A 19,578-nucleotide genomic window follows, 5' to 3' on the forward strand; every position below is an offset into this window, starting at 1 on the left:
GCTCCCCCTCATCGCGTCAACTAACGTATTCGACGACCTTGTCGCCGACTCTGTATTGGATGAATGTGAAGACCAGAATTACCAAGAATAACAGATATGCCGCCGCACTTGCGATACCCATCCTTTGTTGACGATAGAACAAATCGAAGACGTAATAAACCATCGTCATACCACTGTTTCCGTATGGTCCAGGTAATCCATCGTACAAAGTGAAGACCTCTTGGAAGACCTTGAACGCACCTATGACAGAAACTATCAACAGGAAGAATGTTGTTGGCGAGAGCAGTGGCCAAGTAATCTTCAAGAACTTTTGCATACTGTTCGCCCCATCAACTTCCGCAGCTTCATAATAGAACGTATCGATATTCTGTAAACCAGCCAAAAAAAATCATGGCATTGTATCCGACATGTCGCCATATTGAGACTATACTAACCGTTGGTATTGTCCATTTCGCATCTTTTAACCACTTTACGGGTTGTAAGCCCATAGAGACAAGTATGTAATTGAGTAACCCCACCTCATCGTTAAAAATCCATTTCCAGATAAGTGAGACTGCAACAACTGAGGTGACAAATGGTATGAAAAAAACCGTTCTGAAGAAAGCTTTGAACTTCTCTATACTGTTCAAAAGAAGTGCGATAAGCAGAGCCAGACTCAAACCAATAGGAACCGTGAGAATCACGTAGTAAGTAGTGTTCACTAAAGCTTTAAAGAACAAATTCTTCTCCGACGCATCGATGAGAAAATCAACAATTCCATAGCTTTGACCATTAACCCCCGCTGTGAATCTAAATTCAAAAAGAACATAAGTAACAAGCCATATGGCAAAGCCAAGCCATGCGTGGTCTGATAGCAACTTAGAACTAACTATCTTACCGCGCCAGACCCAAGTAAGAAGTCCAGCTGAGACTAAAAGAAAAATCAACAATTTACCCATATTAAGATCAGCCTTTGAAATTCCATAAGCAACAAGCAATATTCCATACACAGCAACGAAAATCACTTTTTTCCGGTCCAGTTTCCTTTTTCCCAACATCTCAGCTATAGTAAATATTACAAGTAACAACAGGACAGATAATAAAATGTAAAGTGCACTGTAAATCACCCCTTTGTAAAATGGGAACTTCACGGGATAATCGAATTTCAAAATCTCCTTGTAGTTGCCAAGTCCATAAAAGTATGGGTTCTTCATGTTCCTAAAGTCCCACTTAAAAAAGCTTAAGACAAAAGAAAAACCGATGGGCCAGAACGTGAAGATACTTAGCACTATCAGCGAGGGTAGTAAAAATAAATACGCTAACAAACTCTCCCTAACACGGCTTGGTTTCACACGCACCATCAAACTCCACCCCTCAAATATCTAAATTTAGCATTAGAGAATGTACGCAGCTGCGTTTTCGTCTTCCACTATACTTCCAAGCTTTTTGGTAACGTAATCTTTGTCTATGACTATCCTCTTTTCTACTTCAGGTGCTTCAAACATGATATCTTCCAAAAGCTTTTCAACTACCGTGTAAAGCCTTCTTGCTCCTATATTCTCCATCTTCTCGTTCAGTTTGTATGCTATCTTTGCAATCTCACTTATTGCATCGTCAGTAAAATCAAGCTCTACTCCTTCCGTATAAAGAAGCGCTTTATATTGTTTTAATAGAGCGTTTTCTGGCTCTGTGAGTATTCTTACGAAATCTTCTTCTTTGAGAGGTTCCAGTTCTACCCTTATCGGGAACCTACCCTGAAGTTCAGGAATCAAATCTGAAGGTTTGGACATATGAAACGCACCAGCACCTATGAAAAGAATGTAATCCGTTCTAACTGGTCCGTACCTTGTTGTAACAGTTGTTCCCTCAACAATTGGAAGTAAGTCTCTTTGAACCCCTTGCCTTGATACATCTGGTCCGTGCCCTTGGCCTGTTGCCGCTATCTTATCAAGTTCGTCGATGAATATGATTCCTCTTTCTTGCGCCAACGTGAGTGCTTTTTGAATGACCTCATCCATATCGATGAGTTTTTCGGATTCTATAGGGGTGAGTATTCTTCTTGCTTCTGAAATCTTCATTCTTCTCTTTTTCTTCTGCTTTGGTAGTATGTTTCCAAGAATCTGAGAAAAATCGATACCCATGTCCTCCATATCTGGCATGCCGATAAACCCAACACCTGGCTGGCTGACCTCAACGTCTATTTCTATTTCCATGTCTTCCAATTCACCGTTTCTAAGCTTTTCCCTTAATTCTGCTCGCTTTCTGCGAATATCAACTTCTTCCGGTTGTTCTTGCTGACCTTGGAATGCCGCTTGAAAACCGAATATATTTGCAAAGGGTATATTTTGTTTTTTACTCGGAACCAAAGCTTCCAATATCCGCTCCTCAACCAAATCTTTCACCTTTGGTTCAACTTCTTTTATCTTTTCCTGTTTGACCATATTAACAGCTATTTCGACCAAATCCCTTATCATTGAATCTACGTTCTTACCAACGTAACCAACTTCCGTGAACTTTGTCGCTTCGACTTTTAAAAACGGTGAACCAGATAATTGTGCTAACCTTCTTGCAATCTCTGTCTTACCAACACCTGTTGGTCCTATGAGCAAGATATTTTTTGGTATTACCTCCTTTCTCCATTCTTCAGGTAACTTTTGTCTTCTAATTCTGTTTCTTATTGCTATAGCAACTGCCTTTTTTGCTTCATACTGTCCTATGATGTACTTATCAAGTTCTGCAACAATTTGGCGGGGCGTCAGATTGTCAAAACTTGTCTGATTTGAAAAGTTGCTCATTGAAAGCACCTCCAATGATAGTGATTAAACATAAATGTTTTGTAGTTCAACTTCCAATTCCTCTTCAGGGGTTACATACGCAAGTGACCATTGACCTGAAATCATCTTTTCGAAAACTCGCTCCACGTCTTTCTCACTAACTGCCCTTACACGTTCTATAATTTCATCTACACTCTTAACTGGAATGTCATTTGCCAAATACTGGGTGTAAAGTGAGATAAGTGATGACGTGCTCTCAGTCAAAAGTTCAAGATATCCAAGTAAACGCTTTTTCCCATAGTCAAAAACCTTTTTCGTGAGTTTGAAATTCTTAAAGAGTGAGTAGAGTTCATCAACTAGTCTTAGAACATTCTCAAAAGAAGTCGCTGCATATATCAAGAAAACTCCCCATTCTTTGCCCTGCAAATGCGATACGCTGATATCATAAACAAGAGCCTTTCTTTCTCTTATTTGTTCAAACAAAACAGAACTCATACCGCTACCAAGTAATGTCTTAAGAACCATCGATGCGTAAATATTCTCCTCATCGACCAATGGTATCCCATCGTGAGCAAATAGAAGATGAACTTGCTGCGTTTCTTTGAATTTGTCACAAACAATACCTGTTTTGAGCTTTGAACTTTGCTTTGCTGTCTTGAAGCCTTCTACTAAATTCATCCCTTTAACAACTTTTAAATCCTTTTCGTCAACATGACCAGCAATGACAAGTTTCACATTGTACGGTGAATACATCTCCGCGTGAAACTGTTCCAAGTCTTCCTTTTTGATATTCTTTATCGTTTCTTCCGTTCCAATTATAGATTTAGAATGCGGACCATCGATAAGTTCTTCGAAGAATTTGTTAAACAACCTCTGTTCTGGTATTTCCAAGTCGGAGTAGTATTCCTGAAGGATTATCTTTCTTTCAAGTTCAACGTTTCTCTCTGTGAACTCCGGTTCAAAAACAATTTCCCTTAGTATATTGAATGCGGTTTTGAAAAATGAAGAAGGAACCTTTGCATAATAAACCGTATCCTCTTTGTCAGTCCAGGCATTTAACAGCCCGCCAACCTGCTCTATGGGGAATTTTATTTCTTTTAATGTCCTTTTCTTTGTCTTACGGAAGACCGTATGTTCAATAAAATGGGAAATTCCGAGTAAATGGTCCGGTTCATAGACCGGACCACTTCCAACGATAAAAGCAATTGTCGCTGACCTAACACCTGGTATTTCGTAATAGTAGATGTTTTCTCCGAGTTTAACCATATGCCTATTCTTCAACCCTCCTAAGTTGGAACCTTCCAATTTCGTCTATGCTTATAACTTCTACTTTCACCCTATCTCCAACTTTGAAAGATGTAGGCTTCACATTCCCCAATTTAGAGGCATGTGCCAAACCTATCTTACCTGGTGCGATTTCTACGAAGATGCCGTAATTCTCAACTCTTGTTATCTTACCATCGTAAATATCCCCAACCGAGATATCACGGAACATATTTTGGATGTAATCAATTGCTCCCTGCACCTTTTCTGGATCTACACCGCTGACTGTGACCTTTCCTGTTTCATCATCTATAGATATCTCAACATCGAACATCTTTATAATGGACTTAATCACTTTTCCACCAGGTCCTATAAGTTCACCACTCCTGGTTGGGTCAATGTAGAACCATTTAATCCTTGGTGCATAAGGTGAGAGTTCTTTTCGTGGTTCAGAAATCGTCTCGTATAGCTTATCAAGTATGAACATCCTTGCCTCTTTTGCCTGGTAAAGTGCTGCTCTAAGTAAGTCTTCGCTAACGCCGGAAACCTTACAATCCATTTGGAATGCCGTTATTCCATCTCTTGTTCCTGCGACCTTGAAGTCCATATCACCCCAGTGGTCCTCAAGTCCTATAATATCTGTTAATATGACCGATTTATCTCCTTCAAGAATCAAACCCATCGCAACACCTGCAACGTGCTTTTTGATAGGAACCCCGGCATCCATCAAGGCAAGCGAAGCAGAACATACTGTTGCCATCGACGAAGAGCCGTTGGATTCAAGGATTTCCGAAACAACCCTTATAACGTACGGAAATTCGTCTTCCGAAGGTATAACAGCTTTAACCGCCCTTTCTGCAAGGTGCCCGTGACCTATTTCTCTTCTGCTCAGTCTCAACGGTTTCACTTCACCTGTGGAAAACGGTGGGAAGTTATAATGCAGCATAAACCTCTTCGTGCCTTCTTCAATCAAAGTGTCAATTATTTGTTCTTCCGCTGGCGAACCGAGTGTCACAATACCAAGGCTTTGGGTCTCACCCCTTGTGAAGAGTGCGGAACCGTGTGTTCTTGGAAGTAGCCCTACCTCACAACTGATGGGTCTTATATCCTTTGGTCCTCTTCCATCAGCCCTAAGACCACGCTCGATTATTATCTTTCTCATAAGCTTTTTGGATAGCTCATCATATTTTTCCTTCAACGGCAGTTTGTATTCTTCTTGTTCTTCCTCGCTTATGTTGTTCTCCTCAAAGAATTTTTGCACGATGCTTTCATAGTATTCATCAGCCAACTCCACACGTTCTTGCTTACCACGTGCGAAAATCCTCTTTTCTAATTCGTTCATATCCACATATTCCGCAAATTTTTCAACAAGTTCAACATTGTACTTTGGCTCTGGTAAAGGCATTTTCTCCACATTGAATTCCTTGATAATTTCTTCCTGGAACGCTACAATTTCTTTGATAGCTTCATGGGCAACCATGAGAGCTTGTAGCATCTCATCTTCGGTAACTTCTTTCGCTTCACCTTCGACCATGGTAATCGCGTCTTTTGTACCCGCAACAACTATATCTATCTTACTTCTTTCAAGTTGTTCAGCTGTTGGAAAGACAATGAACTGCCCATCCACGTAACCAACCTGGACACCTGCAACAATGCCATCGAACGGTATTTTTGAAATATTCAAAGCCAACGACGCAGCAGATATACCAAGCACATCAGTTGGACAATCCGGGTCTACCGAAAGCACCGTCACAATAACTTGAACTTCATTTCTTAGCGTTTTTGGGAAGAGGGGTCTTATTGGTCTGTCTATAAGTCTTGAGGAAAGTATCCCGCTTTCCGAAGGTTTACCTTCTCGTTTGATAAAACCACCAGGAATCTTACCTGCTGCGTAGAACTTCTCCATATACTCTACTGTTAACGGGACAAAATCGATACCTTCAACTACGTTGTCCGAAACGTTTGCTGTTGCAAGGACAACACTATCACCAAATCTTGCCCAAATTGAACCTGCTGATTGCTTCGCTACCTTTCCGTGTTGAAACACCCACTCCTTTCCAAATAATACCTTTCGCCACTCTCGAACTGACATAGCTCCACCTCCGGTTTTTTCTCTATTCATATTTTCAATTTTTCTTTCAATCATATTATTTTATCACAGATTTAAAAATTTTTGAATCATAAAACACACCCAAACAAAAGAAAGAAGTCCCGTGAAACCGGAACTTCTTTCTTTGTTACTCAATTTCAAAGTTGTTTTTATTTTATCATACCTTGGAATCCCATAAAAGCAAGTGAAAGTAGAGAAGCTGTTATCATCGATATCGGAAGATTAAGGAACGGCCTTGGCACATCGTAAAGTTCTAGTCTTTCCCTGATACCTGAAAAGATAACCAGCGCCAGCAAAAATCCAAGACCTGCTCCAAGTGCGTTAAAAATAGCCTCAAAGAAAGTATATTTTGACAAGCTATTCACTATTGCGATACCCAAGATGATACAGTTTGTTGTTATCAAAGGTAGGTAAATACCCAATGCTTCGTAAAGTGAAGGGTTATTCTTTTTCAGGAACGCTTCAACGAACTGAACAAACGTTGCAATAACAAGTATGAAAACTATAGTCCTTAGAAACTCCAATTGGAGTTTTATGAGTAACAAATCGAGTCCCCAAGAAATAGCGGAAGACATAACCAATACGAATATAACTGCAAGTCCCATTCCAATGGCAGTTGAGGTTTTCTTCGAAACACCTAAGAATGGACAAATCCCTAAGAACCTAACAAACACGTAATTATTGACAAGCATTGCGGATAGCAAAATCAAGAATAATTTCATTTCGCCTCACCCACCCTTTGCTGAGTCTGTTGAACCTGTTGAGTTTGTTGTGATTGTTGTGCTTGGGCTATTTTCTTTGCCTTTTCTTGGCGATTAATTGAAATTGCGGCAAAGAGTGCTGCTAAGAGTCCGAGAGTCAGATAAGCACCTGGTGGAAGAATCATAACGAACATATTGAACGCCTTGCCCCAGACTTTGATATCAAAAATCGTCCCGTTCCCAAAAAGTTCCCTTATACTGCCAAGAAGCGTGAGGCTAAGTGTGAAACCAACCCCCATACCCAAGCCATCGAGCAAAGAATCAACAACTGAGTGTTTGGAAGCGTATGCTTCCGCCCGTCCCATAATGATACAGTTAACGACTATGAGAGGTATGAAAAGCCCCAAGGTTTTCCACAAATCATACGTGAACGCATGCATTACCAAATCCACGATGGTAACAAAAGTTGCAATTACCGTGATGAAGATTGGAATCCTTATCTTTTCTGGCACAGTTTTCCTAATGGCAGATATGACTATATTTGACATAACAAGCACCGCTGTTGCTGCTAATCCCATTCCAAAACCATTTTTTGCACTCGTTGTTGTCGCAAGTGTCGGACACATTCCAAGAACCTGAACGTATGTTGGGTTCTCCTTTATTATCCCCTTAGTGAATTCTGAAATCTTAGAGGCCATTACTTTTCACCCCCGAGATACTTTTCTTTAAGGAACTTGTACATCACATTTAAGGAACTCACAACTGCCCTTGGAGTGATGGTTGCACCAGTCATCACATCAGATACCTTTACAACCCCTTCTTGTTTTGCCTCTTCTGGATCAATCCCTTGTTTCCCTGCATCCTTATCAACCTTCAATCCATTTTTAAGTCCTGTCTCTGGTATCGGGAAGAACCTCTTCTGCACATTGGGGTCGGCTATTTTCGCACCAAGTCCCGGGGTTTCTTGCGAGTAATCAAGTACTTTAATAGCTTTTAACGACAATTCACCTGTGGTTTTATCAAGCTTGAATGCTGCCATCGTTACAACGTTTCCGCCGTAACCAACCGCGTAACCGGTTAGCAGATAATACTTTGCACTATCTGTTTCAAACTCATACACAGGAGATATCACTGTTCCTACATTGTCGGTGAACAATACATTACCCATTTCGTTCCTTTTTGAAAGCACGATTTTTTTTATCTCATCAATACTCACAATGGTATTCCCGTTCTCATCAGTTAGCAAACTCTCCATGGAAGATATAACGTTCGCAAGTTCCGCTTCGGCTATTCTATCCTTCGTAATTGTGTAAACCAGACCAAGTGCAATCCCCGCAATTAACGTGTAAACCATCAACGTGATACTCATCTTCAGCATTTCACGCCTATTCTCTTTCATGCTTTTCGCCTCCCAAAAACCCTTGGCTGTGTGTGTCTATCGATTATGGGAACAAGGGCGTTCATAAGAAGTATAGACAAGGAAACACCTTCCGGATAACCTCCGAAATATCTGATAAGCATTGTTACAACACCACAACCAAGGCCAAATATAGCTTGTCCCTTAAGTGTCATTGGACTGGTTACCATATCCGTTGCCATGAAGAGAGCACCAAGCATCAACCCACCCGCCAAAACGTGGAAGATAGGTGAACCAAACCTTTCTGGATTGATAGTGTAGAATATCGAGGCGATGAGTAACACGCTACCAATATAGGTAGCTGGAATGACTACCTTAATTCTCCCTCTAAAAACCAAATAGAGGAAACCTATAAACAGAAGAATAGCACTTGTTTCACCTATACATCCACCAACGTTTCCAAAAGCCAAATCAAGGTAATTCGTGCTCTCCATAACCTTGCTGAATCCCTGTAATTTCAATATCGCAAGTGGTGTTGCAGTTGTTTGTGCGTCTGTATACCACCCACCGAACGATGCTATTGGCTTATACCATGTTGTCATGAAGGTCGGAAAAGAAACAAGCAAGAATACCCTTGCTGCGAGTGCTGGGTTGAAGATATTCTGACCTAGTCCACCGAATGCGTGCTTCACAATAGCAATAGCAAAGACCACACCTATGAGTAGCACCCACCAAGGTGTTGCCACACTGACGTTCAAAGCGAGCAACAACCCTGTGACTGCAGCACTACCATTTGGGACAAAATTTTTGTCTTTCCTCAAAACTCTCATTATAAAAAATTCAATCAGTTCAGCACTAATCATACCAAGAATAGATAATATTAATGCGTACAACCCAAAGAAAAATGTAGCTGCAATGGTGGCTGGGGCTAAAGCAATTAACACATCTATCATTATCTTCCTTGTCGAATCTTGCGTTCTTACATGTGGTGCCGATGTTGTGAGTAACTTTACATTCTTCATTTCTTACCACCTCGCAGTGTGCGGTAGACTTTCTTTGCGAGCTTTATCGACTTGACGTGTTCAACGTTAGCTGGACAGATGTAAGTACAAGAACCACATTCAATACAATCAAGCAAACCGATAGCTGCCGCTTCATCGTATTTTTTCTTTCTTGCAAGCAAATCAAGCAAATAAGGCTGTAGGTTCATTGGACACACATGGACACAGTAAGAACACCTGATACAGTTCGTACTTTCACGTTTTTGTTCCGGTATAACGGTAATACCGTTATTTCCTTTTAAAAGAGGTGTATCCAAATTTGGAACTGGTATACCCATCATTGGTCCGCCCATTAACACTTTTAATTCGTTGTAACCTTCGGCAAACCCATCTCCCAGTCTTTCAATAATCCACGAAATCGGGGTTCCTATTCTAACCCACCAATTCCCCTTCCTGTTCACACCATCACCAGTTAGTGTCATTCCACGCTCAACGAGTGGTCTCCCATCTACAACTGCCTGTTTTATCGCAACCATCGTACTGACATTTTGCACAACTACACCAACATCCATTGGTAAACCACCACTTGGCACTTCCCTGCCAGTAATCGCCTTTATCAATTGTTTTTCAGCACCCTGAGGATATTTTGTTTTCAACGCTGCAACCTTTACCTTCCCTTTCCATTTCCTCTCAAGATGTTCAATGGCATCCTTCTTGTTGTACTCGATGCCTATGTAAACTTCTTTGACACCTAAAATCTTCTTGGTAATCTCAATGCCTTCTAAGAGCTCTTCATCCATCTCAAGCATTACTCTGTGGTCAATAGTAAGATATGGCTCGCACTCCGCTCCGTTTATTATGAGTGTATCAACGGGTTTTGAAGGGTTCAGTTTCACATGTGTCGGGAACATCGCTCCACCAAGTCCAACAACACCTGCTTTTTTGATTTGCTCGATAAGCTCTTCTTTTGTGACCGTTGTCCAATCCAGTTTAGGTAGTAATTCCCACTCATCCTCTCCCGTTCTTTCGATAGTTACAGCTTCGACAGCCATACCGTGGACTGCACTGTTGATTTTTGCTACGTTTGTCACAGTCCCTGTAACAGGAGAGTGCACATAAGCGGAAACAGGACCCTGTGGTTCCCCAATAACCTGCCCTGTTTTCACTTGCTGGCCAACTTCCACAACAACCTTTGCTGGTGCACCTGTGTGTTGTGCCATGAGCACAACAACTTTTTCTGGCAGTGGTGCTTTTTGAATCTTTTCGTGCTCTGTTAACTTCTTTTCAGGTGGATGGACTCCTCCTTTAAACGTTAACAACTTCACTCACCACACCTCCCAGTGAAGGAAATAAAAAATCAATGTCAAACATTTTTCTTACATTCCGTGGAGAATCTATAAGATACAACAAAAAAAGGTAGGTTAAATGAAACCCACTCAATGATATTATATACCCTTTTTGCAAGTTTTTAAAAGAGAATTTTTGTCTAATTTATATGAATTTTCTTAAACCAAATGATAAACGAATCTATCTTCATACTTAAAAACAATGAAATCTCTTTCAAGTACCTGCTTACGTTTTAGTCTTTCTACTTTCGAATAGTCGAAAAATACTCGCAAATTCTTATTCGGCAATATCTTCATACCAGAAACAACATCCAGTGGAATGCCTCGATAATAACCATAGAACTTCAAAAGTGATATATTGTACTTTGAGCTAATGGCTTGAACGGCATTTAATATGGCAGATTTTTCAACATACTGGGCAGGTACATAATCGATGGAAGACAGAACAGGTGGGAATTTTTCTGGCTTTCGGAACTCTACTTTGAATAGCTGCCTTGGAGTTTTAAACCCTAACCCATTAATCGTTAGGTCGTTTCCTAAAACTTCTACGCTTTCCACTTTTGAGATATGTACATCAGGATTTAATATCTCAACGTCCGCTACGTTTAATTCATTAATAGCAAAACGAAAATTCTGTGCTTCATTGAAAACTATCGTGGAACTGTTTGAATTTAGAGAATTTAAACCATCAAATGAACTTACCGTCAGGTTATGCTCGCTCAAGCAAAAACCCTCAATATTTTGTTCTATTGAATCTTTTATGTCTTTAAAAACAAAGTTCTCATTTTCCTGTGGGAAGGAATAATCTTTGTATGAAACATCAAATGAAGAGTGCAGATCATGTATAGCTGGGGCATCGAATTCAAAACCTTCTACCTTTGTTGGAAAAGTCACTTCGATACTGTGAAACACCGTTTCGACCGAAACATCGGGACTTTTGTATTTCAAAAACCCGAGTTCCATCCGTAGTGTTTCAATTATTTCTCTTGCGATTCGCATACGTATTTCAGCGCCTTTTCAACCCTATCAAAAGGTTCCATGATATCAATCTTGGAGGCGTAATCTAAAATTTTCTGAACAACATTATCATCAACCTTAGCGTTTTCTGGGAATGTAATCCTTATACTCTTGTTGTTGAAATTAACAACCGCTTCGTTACTTTCCCTTTTCTCAGAAACAGGCTGTGGCAACAACGTTACCATAACCGTGTTCTTATCAAACAACAAGGTCGGGTCTTGGACAAGTATCACTTCAGGCTTATTCTCCAAGCGCTGAACCAATCCTTTTGCAATGATTTCTGCGTGTAGGTAGTATTCGAGAGAATTCCCATAGATGATTTCCTGGAGTTTCGTAGGTGTGACAGGTTCGGAGTATTTGAACTCAACTGGTATACCTAAATCGTTTATAACCAGTACTCCTCCAAGATGCTTACCATCTATATTCATTACACTTAAGTAACCAATCATACTCTCACATCCAACAGATGGGCTCCATCCTGCCTGAGAATTTCTTTTTCATTTCTTTCTTGTTTTTTACCACCTCTTGCCTGAGTTCCGATATATTCACCTTGGCTTCTACCCTCGGTGGCTGTTTTTACATTTTTTTGCTCTGTGCTTTGCACATTGGTTGTACTTTGAAGCTGAGCTTGTGCTTTTCTTTCAACACTTTGGGCACTATGTGCAACAGCTGCTTGCGCAGCGTATTGTTGCAAACTAACCATATGGGAACTGTCATGACTCACCCTTAAAATAATCGTTTGATTTTGAATCCCGCTGATTGGTTCAGCCACGGTCTTCACCTCGAAGTACTCACAAATAAAACTCTATCCTTGTGTATCTTTATTGCCTGTTCTGTCCTTTGAAGATTCCAACTCTTGTTCTCCCTCAAGCATCTTTCTGAGCTTTGAAAGAATTGCGCCGATGATTTGCGAAACCCTGGATTCGGTCACACCAAGCACAGCAGCGATTTCTTTTAAAGATAAGTCGTGCTCAAATCTCAATGAAAGGATAAGTTTTTCTTTCTCGTCTAATTTATTTATCGACTCAACGAGCTGTTCATAAAGTATGGATTTCCAAGCCTTTTCCTTGACATCTTCACTACTTGGAATTTCATAATAATTTGATGGGTCCGAACTTTCCTCATCTACACCAAATAAATATTCATCTAAATTCACATACTGTTTCAACAACAGTTCATTGTAAATTTGTTCGACTTCTTGAACACTCATCCCCAAGATTTCAGCAAGTTCCTCATAGGTGGGCAACCTCTGGTGCTTAGTATAAAACTCAGCAATTTCATTATCCAACTTCTTTATATCCTGCCTCACATTTTTTGGTAAATAATCTAACTTTCTTAGATAATCTATCATAGCACCTTTTATACGTGTGTAAACGTATGTCTTGAACGTAGCTCCATGACGTGGGTCGTATTTATCTACGGCTTGAAGCAGGGCTACAACCCCTTCTTGTATAAGGTCGTCAATTTCTACGTTGTGCGGTAAATTCACCTTCAAATCCCTTGCCAAACGTGTGACAAGTGGCAAATATTCCTTCACAATGGCATCTTTGTTGAGAATCAAATCTCAACAACCTCCACAGAATCTCCTGTTTTGACCTTTCGAATAAGTAATTTTCCAGTTTCGATGTCGTATTCTATACTCCTTGCCTTGTTTCCGCCAGTGTCTTCTGCTAACAACTTAACCCCATTCCTCTGCAAAGCAGTCTTAACTGCTTCAACGTTTCTTGCACCTATATCCATTGCCGATTGAAACATCGATGCTCCACCCGCGATTTTTGCTTCCAACCTTGAACGTGAGGCTCCCATTTTTACTAATTCTTCGACAACCAAGCTAACACCCGTATCAGCGAATTTACCAGGCGTATTCGTTGGTCTACCTCCACTATCTGGAAGCATCACATGGACCATTCCACCCACTTTGGCAACAGGGTCACGAATACAGACTCCCACACAAGACCCAAGACCCAAGGTAACTAAAATTGCAGGATTTTTTTCAACTGCCCATTCTCCGATTCCGATAATAACTTTTTTCTTCATATTGTCACATCCCCAACGCCTTTAGAAGTTTCTCAAGAGAATCTACAGAAGGTACTAACAGTAAGTAGCCTTGGAGTGCTTCTTCTAACCCTTCTATCTCTATAATGGTTTCAACAAGAAGTATATTTTCCTCACCTGCCAATGCAAGTGGTATCGAGATTTCAGAGATTATAGCACTTATCATGTCAACTATTAACTCTGGTGGTTCCGGATTTATGAAAAGATTCGTAAACCCAGCAAGTGCTGTTATATAGGAACCGCACATAATATTACCAATCTCTTTCATCATTGAAGATGTAAACTCGTCCATCTCCGTTATGTCAGTTATTTCCATCCCGGTAAGCACTCTGGCAAGCGTTTTAACAGTTTTCGGGTCAAAGACCAAAAGTATCTCACCAGTCATGTCTTCTTTGAGTTCCATTTTCACTGAGCAAACCACTTCTTCAGGATTTTCGAAAAGAAAGGGTATTTTAGAAATAGGTATCACCTTTACCTGAGGGACTGAAATTTCCACTTTTTTGTCAAGCATCATGGAAAGTGCTGTAGCTGCGTTACCAGTGCCTATATTCCCTACTTCTTTAATTGCATCCAGTTGTGCTTCGTTGAGTTTTTCTAACATCATCTTTCCTCCCTTCGAATCTACTTTTTATTTGACGGCCTTCATCTTAATTTCTTTTTGGAATATAAACCTTACAAGTGCTTTTTCCAAAGCAAGTGGTACGTCGAGGAACTGTACACCGTACATAAATCCCTCATCTATTTGCTCGTCTTGTCGTACAACCTTAGATTTCTGTTTGTTTAACAAAAGCTCGTTGTCAAGCTTTAAATCGATATATATTATATCACCCATTTTCAAATATTTTTTCGTTACCATCATCATTCCACCTGCACTAATGTTGCGTGTGGTAAATGCGTAGGACTCTGCATCTGGTTCATCAGAGAGATAAAATCTTCCTTCCAGGTAAAGGGGTATCCTAACAAACTTTCTTCTTTCCGTTTTGCGAACGGTTTCAGGAAAAGGAACGGGTATAACATAAATATTGTCACGCTTGATAACACCAAGAGAAATTGTGTCAAATTCGTAAATCGAAGACCGGTCAAATAAGTTGACCGTCATACGCACACCTTTGGGTATGGGGATAAATCTTCCCTTGTAAGAAGGTATTGAGAGAAAAAGAATGCGTTTTTCTAAATCTATGTCAACAACATTGCTCTTGTACTCGCCCTCGAGTTCTTTCACCATTGTTATCCTTATCAATGCAGGTATTCCTACTTTTAAAGCTTTTTGGGCATCAACCAATTCCACATACGCCATCAGATAACCTCTCCTATGGTTTTGTATTTTTCAACAAGCTTCATCCAAAAGGCTTCAGGATTTGGAATATAGATACCGTATCGATAACATTCTTCTTCTTCGACCGACCACATTACATTTCCCTCTAAAGTTTTCTCATCGTTACCCTTGAATTTAAGTTCGACGTTTTCTCTGACTCTCGGCTTGAACTCAGAAATCACCTGGCAACCGTTTTCCGAAACATCAATAATCAAAGAATTAAAGCCGTATATTGAGCAAGGTTCAAAAGCTGCATAACGTGGTTTTGAACGCCTTTGTAAAATTCCTGCTTTTTCTAAAGCCACGTATTCATATATTCCTTCCTCGTGACTTGATAATTTAACTATAACCGAAAGTACAAAACCCTCTATGGGTATATCCACTCTCAAAACTTCTGGTACTGACGCAAAAGAGAGGAAAGAGACCTTGATGCTCTTTCCTTTTAATTCCTTCAACTTTACGAGCAATTCTCCATCCTTTGAAAAACCTCTTAGCACCGCACCAGACAAATTAGCATTCACATACTCTTCCAGCGTCACTTATTATCACCTCGGAAGAACCTCAAGAACTTCTGTATTAGTGTATCTCCTTGTACCTTTTTTACTTCGCCTTTAAGCAAATAGGAAGCTATGCGCATGACTGAAAACGATGGTTGTATACTTCTGTACTTTAAAGCAAACAACTGACGGTCGTGGATACTTTTTACCACAAGTGGATGTTCTTTTATCATTGTGACTGATGAAACCTTGTTCCCAATGAATTTTTCCACGACTTCGGAAAAACGTTCCATAAGACTTGTCGCTTCCTTTATATTTTGAACCATATTCGCCACAATGTGTATATCCTCGCCTTTTATTCCCTTTATGCTAAGTAATTTTACCATCGTGTATGTGTTAACAACAGACGTTGGTTCCGGCGTGGTGAGAACAATAAATTGATCAACCAGAGCTAAAAACGGCATATACGAATTTGAAAATCCAGGCGGCATATCCATAAAGACGATATCGTAATTTTCAAGAAGTTTCAGAAAGCTTGTTGCAAAGTCTTTGATAACAAATTCATTCATTGCAAGCAAATCCGACACATCACCACCCAAGGAGATAAGGTCTACACCATAACTCGTTGGTGTTATCAACTCTTCTATGCCACATTTGTGGTTCACGAAATCTTTTATAGAATGTTTCGGATATACTCCAAGTAATATATCAGCGTTAGTAAATCCCACATCCGTATCGAGTAGCAAGACCTTCTTACCATTTTCGGCAACTACTGCTGCCAAATTTGTTGCAACAAGTGTTTTTCCAACCCCACCTTTTCCACTTATGACAGCTATAATATCACTTTTCTTAAGGTTACTTGCTTGATCTTGCATCTTTCAACACCTCACGTGCTAGAAGAACAGCTAACTCTCTACTATTCGCTTCCATTATATCGTCTGGCACACGTTGTCCATTCGTTATATACGCTATTGGAACATTTAAGAACGTAGGAACATTGACAAAATGTCCATAAGAAGAGGTTTCATCCATCTTCGAAAGTACAACATGCGTAGGCGAAACTATTGAGAACCTACTAGTTATTTCCTTGACATCCTCTGACCTGTATTGCATACCTACTATCAAGAAGACGAGGTCTGGGTCAACAACCTCAGCCATTGCTTTTATTTCCGTCATATGCAGCTCGTTTTTCTGACTCCTACCTGCTGAATCGATGAGGATAACATCGTAGTCAGATAGCGCCTCAACCTCTAACTTTGCCTCCTTTGGTGTGTAAGCCACTCTGATAGGTACATCCAGAAGCATTGCGTACGTCTTTAACTGGTCAACTGCGGCTATTCTGTAAGTGTCAAGTGTAATAATCCCTACACGTTTGTGGTCATTGAGCTTCAATTTCGCAGCCAATTTTGCTAAAGTGGTGGTTTTACCAACACCTGTCGGTCCAACAAAAAGAACCTTTCCTTTTATATCAGGCACGGATGTGTTTAAAAAAGGAAGAAACATTTCAGAAAGTATCAGCCTAGTGTTTTCGTTGCTGAAATCGAGTTCCTGATACTTAACTCTGGCATACTCTATAACCTTTTCTGCAATCTCGTCGTCGACATCTTGCTTTTCTAATGCTTTTCTCAAATCTTGCACCCACTGTGGTTCGTTCGCCCTTTGTGATGCGATCATCGATTTCAATTCCATCATCATTCTCTTAAGCTCAGTCAAATCTTCTGAAGATTGCTGTGGTTGTTTTGTTTTAGAGAGTATCTCCTGAAGTTTGTAAATCTGCCCCTTCTCCTCGGTCTGTGGCACTTTCTTTTCCTCAATTGCTGCCGTTACTTCAAGATAAGTCTTGGCGCCTATCCCAAGGAAACCGCCTTTTTTTACCTTTCGTGTGCTTAATATAACCGCATCTTTTCCCAGCTCGACTCTTATCTTTTCGAAAGCTTCTTTGATGTCAGTCACCAGATACTTTTTCACAATCATATCCTCACCACACCCTCGATTGAAAGGTTAACATCCTCAGGAACCTCTTCAAATGCTATAACCGTAATACCTGGTATGAACCTGAGCACCATTCTTGCAAGGTAAGGGCGAATAGCGCCAGAGACTACGAGAATTGGTGAATAACCTTTCCTCATGAGTTGTTCCAATTCCTGGGAAATCTTCTCTATAATTTCCCTCATAATTTGTGGGTTGACGCTTAGATATCTACCCTCATCGCTCTCCGAAATCGATTCGGTTAGAATTCTTTCTAATTCACTATCGAGTGCAACTGCATGAATTTGCTTGTCTTGACTCACCAGTTTACTTGCAATCTGCCTTTTCAACCCTCTTCTTACGTATTCTACTAAACTTTCAACGTCCCTAGCCCTTTCAGTATTGTCGAGGATAAGTTCAAAAATAAACGGCAAATTCCTTATTGACACACCTTCGCGTAACAACTCTTGTAAAACTTTCTTTACCACCGTGGGCTTCACAACGTTAAAGACATCATCCACCAATCTATCAAATTTGTTCCTTAAACCGTCGACAAGAAGCTGGAATTCTTTGTTACCTAGTAATTCCGGTGCATACCTTCTCAGGATTTCTGTTACGTGCGTGGCAAAGACCGTCGGTGGGTCAACAACCGTGTAACCTTTTTGAATTGCCTCGTCTTTCTTGGACTCATCTATCCAAAACGCTTGCAACCCAAAGGCTGGCTCCTTAACCTCTATACCGGGTATGCGTTCGGTGATGAAACCTGGGTTGATTGCAAGCAATCTATTTGGGAAGAGTTCATACCTTGCAACTTCTGCACCACGTATATAGATTGCATATTCGTTTGGTTTTAGTAAGACGCTATCCCTGACCCTTATAGGTGAAAGAACAAGACCTAATTCTTGAGCAAGTTGCCTACGTATCATTGTCAAACGTTCTAACATATCTCCGCCTTGGGACAAGTCAGCCAACGGCAAAAGTCCATATCCAATATTTACCTCAACAGTGTCCGACTGCAATACCTCTGCCACTTCCTCAGGAGTTGAAAGTACAGGACCCGCTGGCGCTCCAGTTGGTGGTCCACCAACTACACCTGGAGTTCCCGCCACACCAGGTTGTATTTGTGGCTGTGCTTCTTCTTTAATCATGATTCCAACAACCAAAAACATGCCACCTATAAGCAAGCTTGTGAAAGTTGGAAGCGGGGTAAACAATCCAAGAAGTATAATGACAACACCTGTGAGTATGATAACTTTCTTTTCCCCGGAAAGCTCCTTTAGCAGTTCTGTTCCAAGATTATCTTTTGTTGCGCTCCTTGAAACAATAATACCGGTAGCAGTCGATACCATCAACGCAGGTATTTGGGATACCAATCCATCTCCAACCGTGTAGAGCAAAAAAATCTTCGCCGCATCTGCGAACCCTAACCTGTGCATCAATACACCGATTATTATACCACCAATGCTATTAACCAACGTTATAATTATGCTCGCTATAGCATCTCCACGGACAAATTTCGAAGCACCGTCCATTGCACCGTAAAAGTCCGCTTCGCGTCTTATTTCTTCTCTGCGTCTTCTCGCCTCTTCTTCCGTTATCAATCCAGCGTTCAAATCAGCATCAACGCTCATTTGTTTTCCAGGCATAGCATCGAGCGTGAACCTTGCAGCAACCTCAGCAATCCTCTCAGAACCACGTGTAATAACAATAAACTGAATTATCACAAGTATCAGAAACACAACGATACCAACAACGTAATTTCCACCAACGACAAAATTACCAAACGTCTGTATGACCCTTCCCTGAAACTTCGGACCTTCCAACAAGATAGCCCTTGTTGATGCCACATTCAAAGCCAACCGGAATATCGTCACAATCAACAGTATTGTCGGGAAAGAAGCAAGCTCTAGTGCATGAGTGATGTACATTGTGGAGAAGAGAATAACCAAAGATATTGATATATTAAATAGCTGGAAAAAATCCAGCAAAAAATCCGGAATTGGTATTATCATCAAAAGCACAATAGCAACAACTAACAACGCTACTGCAACATCTGCCTTCATCTTATCACCTCAGCTAATCGAAAGCTTACGGCTGTTCTTTTCTCAATTAAAGCTTAAAGCATTATCTATCCAAGACGTATTTTAAATTTTCTAAAAATTTTCAAAAATCCTTTGAACGATTTCAGATTTCAG

At 40.4% G+C, this 19,578-nt stretch carries 19 protein-coding genes and 1 pseudogene; all 20 read right to left on the reverse strand.

Annotated elements, in window-relative coordinates; all coding sequences use genetic code 11:
• Window positions 1–16: 16 nt before the first annotated feature.
• Window positions 17–1,331, reverse strand: a pseudogene (locus tag JM64_RS01315) (carbohydrate ABC transporter permease).
• 42 nt (window positions 1,332–1,373) lie between these two features.
• Window positions 1,374–2,774, reverse strand: a complete 1,401-nt coding sequence (gene hslU, locus JM64_RS01320; protein WP_064011166.1) for an ATP-dependent protease ATPase subunit HslU — start codon at window positions 2,772–2,774, stop codon at window positions 1,374–1,376.
• 24 nt (window positions 2,775–2,798) lie between these two features.
• On the reverse strand, window positions 2,799–4,034 hold the full coding sequence (locus tag JM64_RS01325) for a M16 family metallopeptidase (protein WP_231882414.1): 1,236 nt from the start codon (window positions 4,032–4,034) through the stop codon (window positions 2,799–2,801).
• Window positions 4,024–6,108, reverse strand: a complete 2,085-nt coding sequence (locus JM64_RS01330) for a polyribonucleotide nucleotidyltransferase (protein WP_064011168.1) — start codon at window positions 6,106–6,108, stop codon at window positions 4,024–4,026. The genes JM64_RS01325 and JM64_RS01330 overlap by 11 nt, the downstream gene beginning before the upstream one ends.
• A gap of 167 nt (window positions 6,109–6,275) precedes the next feature.
• Complete coding sequence (locus tag JM64_RS01335) at window positions 6,276–6,848, reverse strand: electron transport complex protein RnfA (RefSeq protein ID WP_064011169.1); 573 nt, start codon at window positions 6,846–6,848, stop codon at window positions 6,276–6,278.
• Window positions 6,845–7,525 (reverse strand): electron transport complex subunit RsxE, encoded by a 681-nt coding sequence (gene rsxE, locus JM64_RS01340; RefSeq protein ID WP_064011170.1) that lies wholly within the window; start codon window positions 7,523–7,525, stop codon window positions 6,845–6,847. The genes JM64_RS01335 and rsxE overlap by 4 nt, the downstream gene beginning before the upstream one ends.
• Window positions 7,525–8,226 (reverse strand): RnfABCDGE type electron transport complex subunit G, encoded by a 702-nt coding sequence (locus JM64_RS01345; RefSeq protein ID WP_064011171.1) that lies wholly within the window; start codon window positions 8,224–8,226, stop codon window positions 7,525–7,527. The genes rsxE and JM64_RS01345 overlap by 1 nt, the downstream gene beginning before the upstream one ends.
• Entirely contained in the window at window positions 8,223–9,206 is a 984-nt protein-coding gene (locus JM64_RS01350) for an RnfABCDGE type electron transport complex subunit D (protein WP_064011172.1), read from the reverse strand. The genes JM64_RS01345 and JM64_RS01350 overlap by 4 nt, the downstream gene beginning before the upstream one ends.
• Window positions 9,203–10,510: an electron transport complex subunit RsxC gene (gene rsxC / locus JM64_RS01355; protein WP_064011173.1), complete on the reverse strand. Its 1,308-nt coding sequence runs from the start codon at window positions 10,508–10,510 to the stop codon at window positions 9,203–9,205. The genes JM64_RS01350 and rsxC overlap by 4 nt, the downstream gene beginning before the upstream one ends.
• Window positions 10,511–10,690: 180 nt before the next feature.
• Window positions 10,691–11,530: a hypothetical protein gene (locus JM64_RS01360; protein WP_064011174.1), complete on the reverse strand. Its 840-nt coding sequence runs from the start codon at window positions 11,528–11,530 to the stop codon at window positions 10,691–10,693.
• Entirely contained in the window at window positions 11,509–11,997 is a 489-nt protein-coding gene (locus JM64_RS01365; RefSeq protein WP_064011175.1) for a hypothetical protein, read from the reverse strand. Before JM64_RS01365 ends, JM64_RS01360 begins: the two co-directional genes overlap by 22 nt.
• Complete coding sequence (locus tag JM64_RS01370; protein ID WP_064011176.1) at window positions 11,994–12,320, reverse strand: hypothetical protein; 327 nt, start codon at window positions 12,318–12,320, stop codon at window positions 11,994–11,996. The genes JM64_RS01365 and JM64_RS01370 overlap by 4 nt, the downstream gene beginning before the upstream one ends.
• 33 nt (window positions 12,321–12,353) lie before the next feature.
• On the reverse strand, window positions 12,354–13,109 hold the full coding sequence (locus tag JM64_RS01375) for a FliA/WhiG family RNA polymerase sigma factor (RefSeq protein WP_197473443.1): 756 nt from the start codon (window positions 13,107–13,109) through the stop codon (window positions 12,354–12,356).
• Window positions 13,106–13,585 carry a chemoreceptor glutamine deamidase/glutamate methylesterase CheD gene (gene cheD, locus JM64_RS01380; RefSeq protein WP_064011177.1) on the reverse strand — a complete coding sequence of 160 codons (480 nt, stop codon included), beginning with the start codon at window positions 13,583–13,585 and terminating at the stop codon, window positions 13,106–13,108. The genes JM64_RS01375 and cheD overlap by 4 nt, the downstream gene beginning before the upstream one ends.
• A 4-nt stretch (window positions 13,586–13,589) precedes the next feature.
• A complete protein-coding gene (gene cheC, locus JM64_RS01385) occupies window positions 13,590–14,204 on the reverse strand; it encodes a CheY-P phosphatase CheC (RefSeq protein ID WP_064011178.1) in 615 nt (204 codons plus the stop codon).
• A gap of 27 nt (window positions 14,205–14,231) precedes the next feature.
• Window positions 14,232–14,900 carry a flagellar brake protein gene (locus tag JM64_RS01390; protein WP_064011179.1) on the reverse strand — a complete coding sequence of 223 codons (669 nt, stop codon included), beginning with the start codon at window positions 14,898–14,900 and terminating at the stop codon, window positions 14,232–14,234.
• The gene (locus JM64_RS01395) at window positions 14,900–15,457 is read right to left on the reverse strand and encodes a PilZ domain-containing protein (RefSeq protein WP_064011180.1); all 558 of its coding nucleotides are present in this window, start codon (window positions 15,455–15,457) and stop codon (window positions 14,900–14,902) included. Before JM64_RS01395 ends, JM64_RS01390 begins: the two co-directional genes overlap by 1 nt.
• The gene (locus tag JM64_RS01400; RefSeq protein ID WP_064011181.1) at window positions 15,454–16,290 is read right to left on the reverse strand and encodes a P-loop NTPase; all 837 of its coding nucleotides are present in this window, start codon (window positions 16,288–16,290) and stop codon (window positions 15,454–15,456) included. The genes JM64_RS01395 and JM64_RS01400 overlap by 4 nt, the downstream gene beginning before the upstream one ends.
• Window positions 16,271–17,389, reverse strand: coding sequence for a flagellar biosynthesis protein FlhF (flhF, locus tag JM64_RS01405; RefSeq protein WP_064011182.1), 1,119 nt, complete (start codon window positions 17,387–17,389; stop codon window positions 16,271–16,273). The genes JM64_RS01400 and flhF overlap by 20 nt, the downstream gene beginning before the upstream one ends.
• Window positions 17,386–19,446 (reverse strand): flagellar biosynthesis protein FlhA, encoded by a 2,061-nt coding sequence (gene flhA, locus JM64_RS01410; protein WP_064011183.1) that lies wholly within the window; start codon window positions 19,444–19,446, stop codon window positions 17,386–17,388. The genes flhF and flhA overlap by 4 nt, the downstream gene beginning before the upstream one ends.
• Window positions 19,447–19,578 lie beyond the last annotated feature (132 nt).

Source organism: Fervidobacterium pennivorans (genome assembly GCF_001644665.1).
Taxonomy (GTDB): domain Bacteria; phylum Thermotogota; class Thermotogae; order Thermotogales; family Fervidobacteriaceae; genus Fervidobacterium; species Fervidobacterium ngatamarikiense.

What these genes read in the sequence shown, in the direction of transcription:
- hslU (WP_064011166.1), bottom strand. Translation starts at nt 2,774, where the DNA reads ATGAGCAACTTTTCAAATCAGACAAGTTTTGACAATCTGACGCCCCGC.
- JM64_RS01330 (WP_064011168.1), bottom strand. Translation starts at nt 6,108, where the DNA reads ATGTCAGTTCGAGAGTGGCGAAAGGTATTATTTGGAAAGGAGTGGGTG.
- JM64_RS01335 (WP_064011169.1), bottom strand. Translation starts at nt 6,848, where the DNA reads ATGAAATTATTCTTGATTTTGCTATCCGCAATGCTTGTCAATAATTAC.
- rsxE (WP_064011170.1), bottom strand. Translation starts at nt 7,525, where the DNA reads ATGGCCTCTAAGATTTCAGAATTCACTAAGGGGATAATAAAGGAGAAC.
- JM64_RS01345 (WP_064011171.1), bottom strand. Translation starts at nt 8,226, where the DNA reads ATGAAAGAGAATAGGCGTGAAATGCTGAAGATGAGTATCACGTTGATG.
- JM64_RS01350 (WP_064011172.1), bottom strand. Translation starts at nt 9,206, where the DNA reads ATGAAGAATGTAAAGTTACTCACAACATCGGCACCACATGTAAGAACG.
- JM64_RS01360 (WP_064011174.1), bottom strand. Translation starts at nt 11,530, where the DNA reads ATGCGAATCGCAAGAGAAATAATTGAAACACTACGGATGGAACTCGGG.
- JM64_RS01365 (WP_064011175.1), bottom strand. Translation starts at nt 11,997, where the DNA reads ATGATTGGTTACTTAAGTGTAATGAATATAGATGGTAAGCATCTTGGA.
- cheD (WP_064011177.1), bottom strand. Translation starts at nt 13,585, where the DNA reads ATGAAGAAAAAAGTTATTATCGGAATCGGAGAATGGGCAGTTGAAAAA.
- cheC (WP_064011178.1), bottom strand. Translation starts at nt 14,204, where the DNA reads ATGTTAGAAAAACTCAACGAAGCACAACTGGATGCAATTAAAGAAGTA.
- JM64_RS01390 (WP_064011179.1), bottom strand. Translation starts at nt 14,900, where the DNA reads ATGGCGTATGTGGAATTGGTTGATGCCCAAAAAGCTTTAAAAGTAGGA.
- JM64_RS01400 (WP_064011181.1), bottom strand. Translation starts at nt 16,290, where the DNA reads ATGCAAGATCAAGCAAGTAACCTTAAGAAAAGTGATATTATAGCTGTC.
- flhF (WP_064011182.1), bottom strand. Translation starts at nt 17,389, where the DNA reads ATGATTGTGAAAAAGTATCTGGTGACTGACATCAAAGAAGCTTTCGAA.
- flhA (WP_064011183.1), bottom strand. Translation starts at nt 19,446, where the DNA reads ATGAAGGCAGATGTTGCAGTAGCGTTGTTAGTTGTTGCTATTGTGCTT.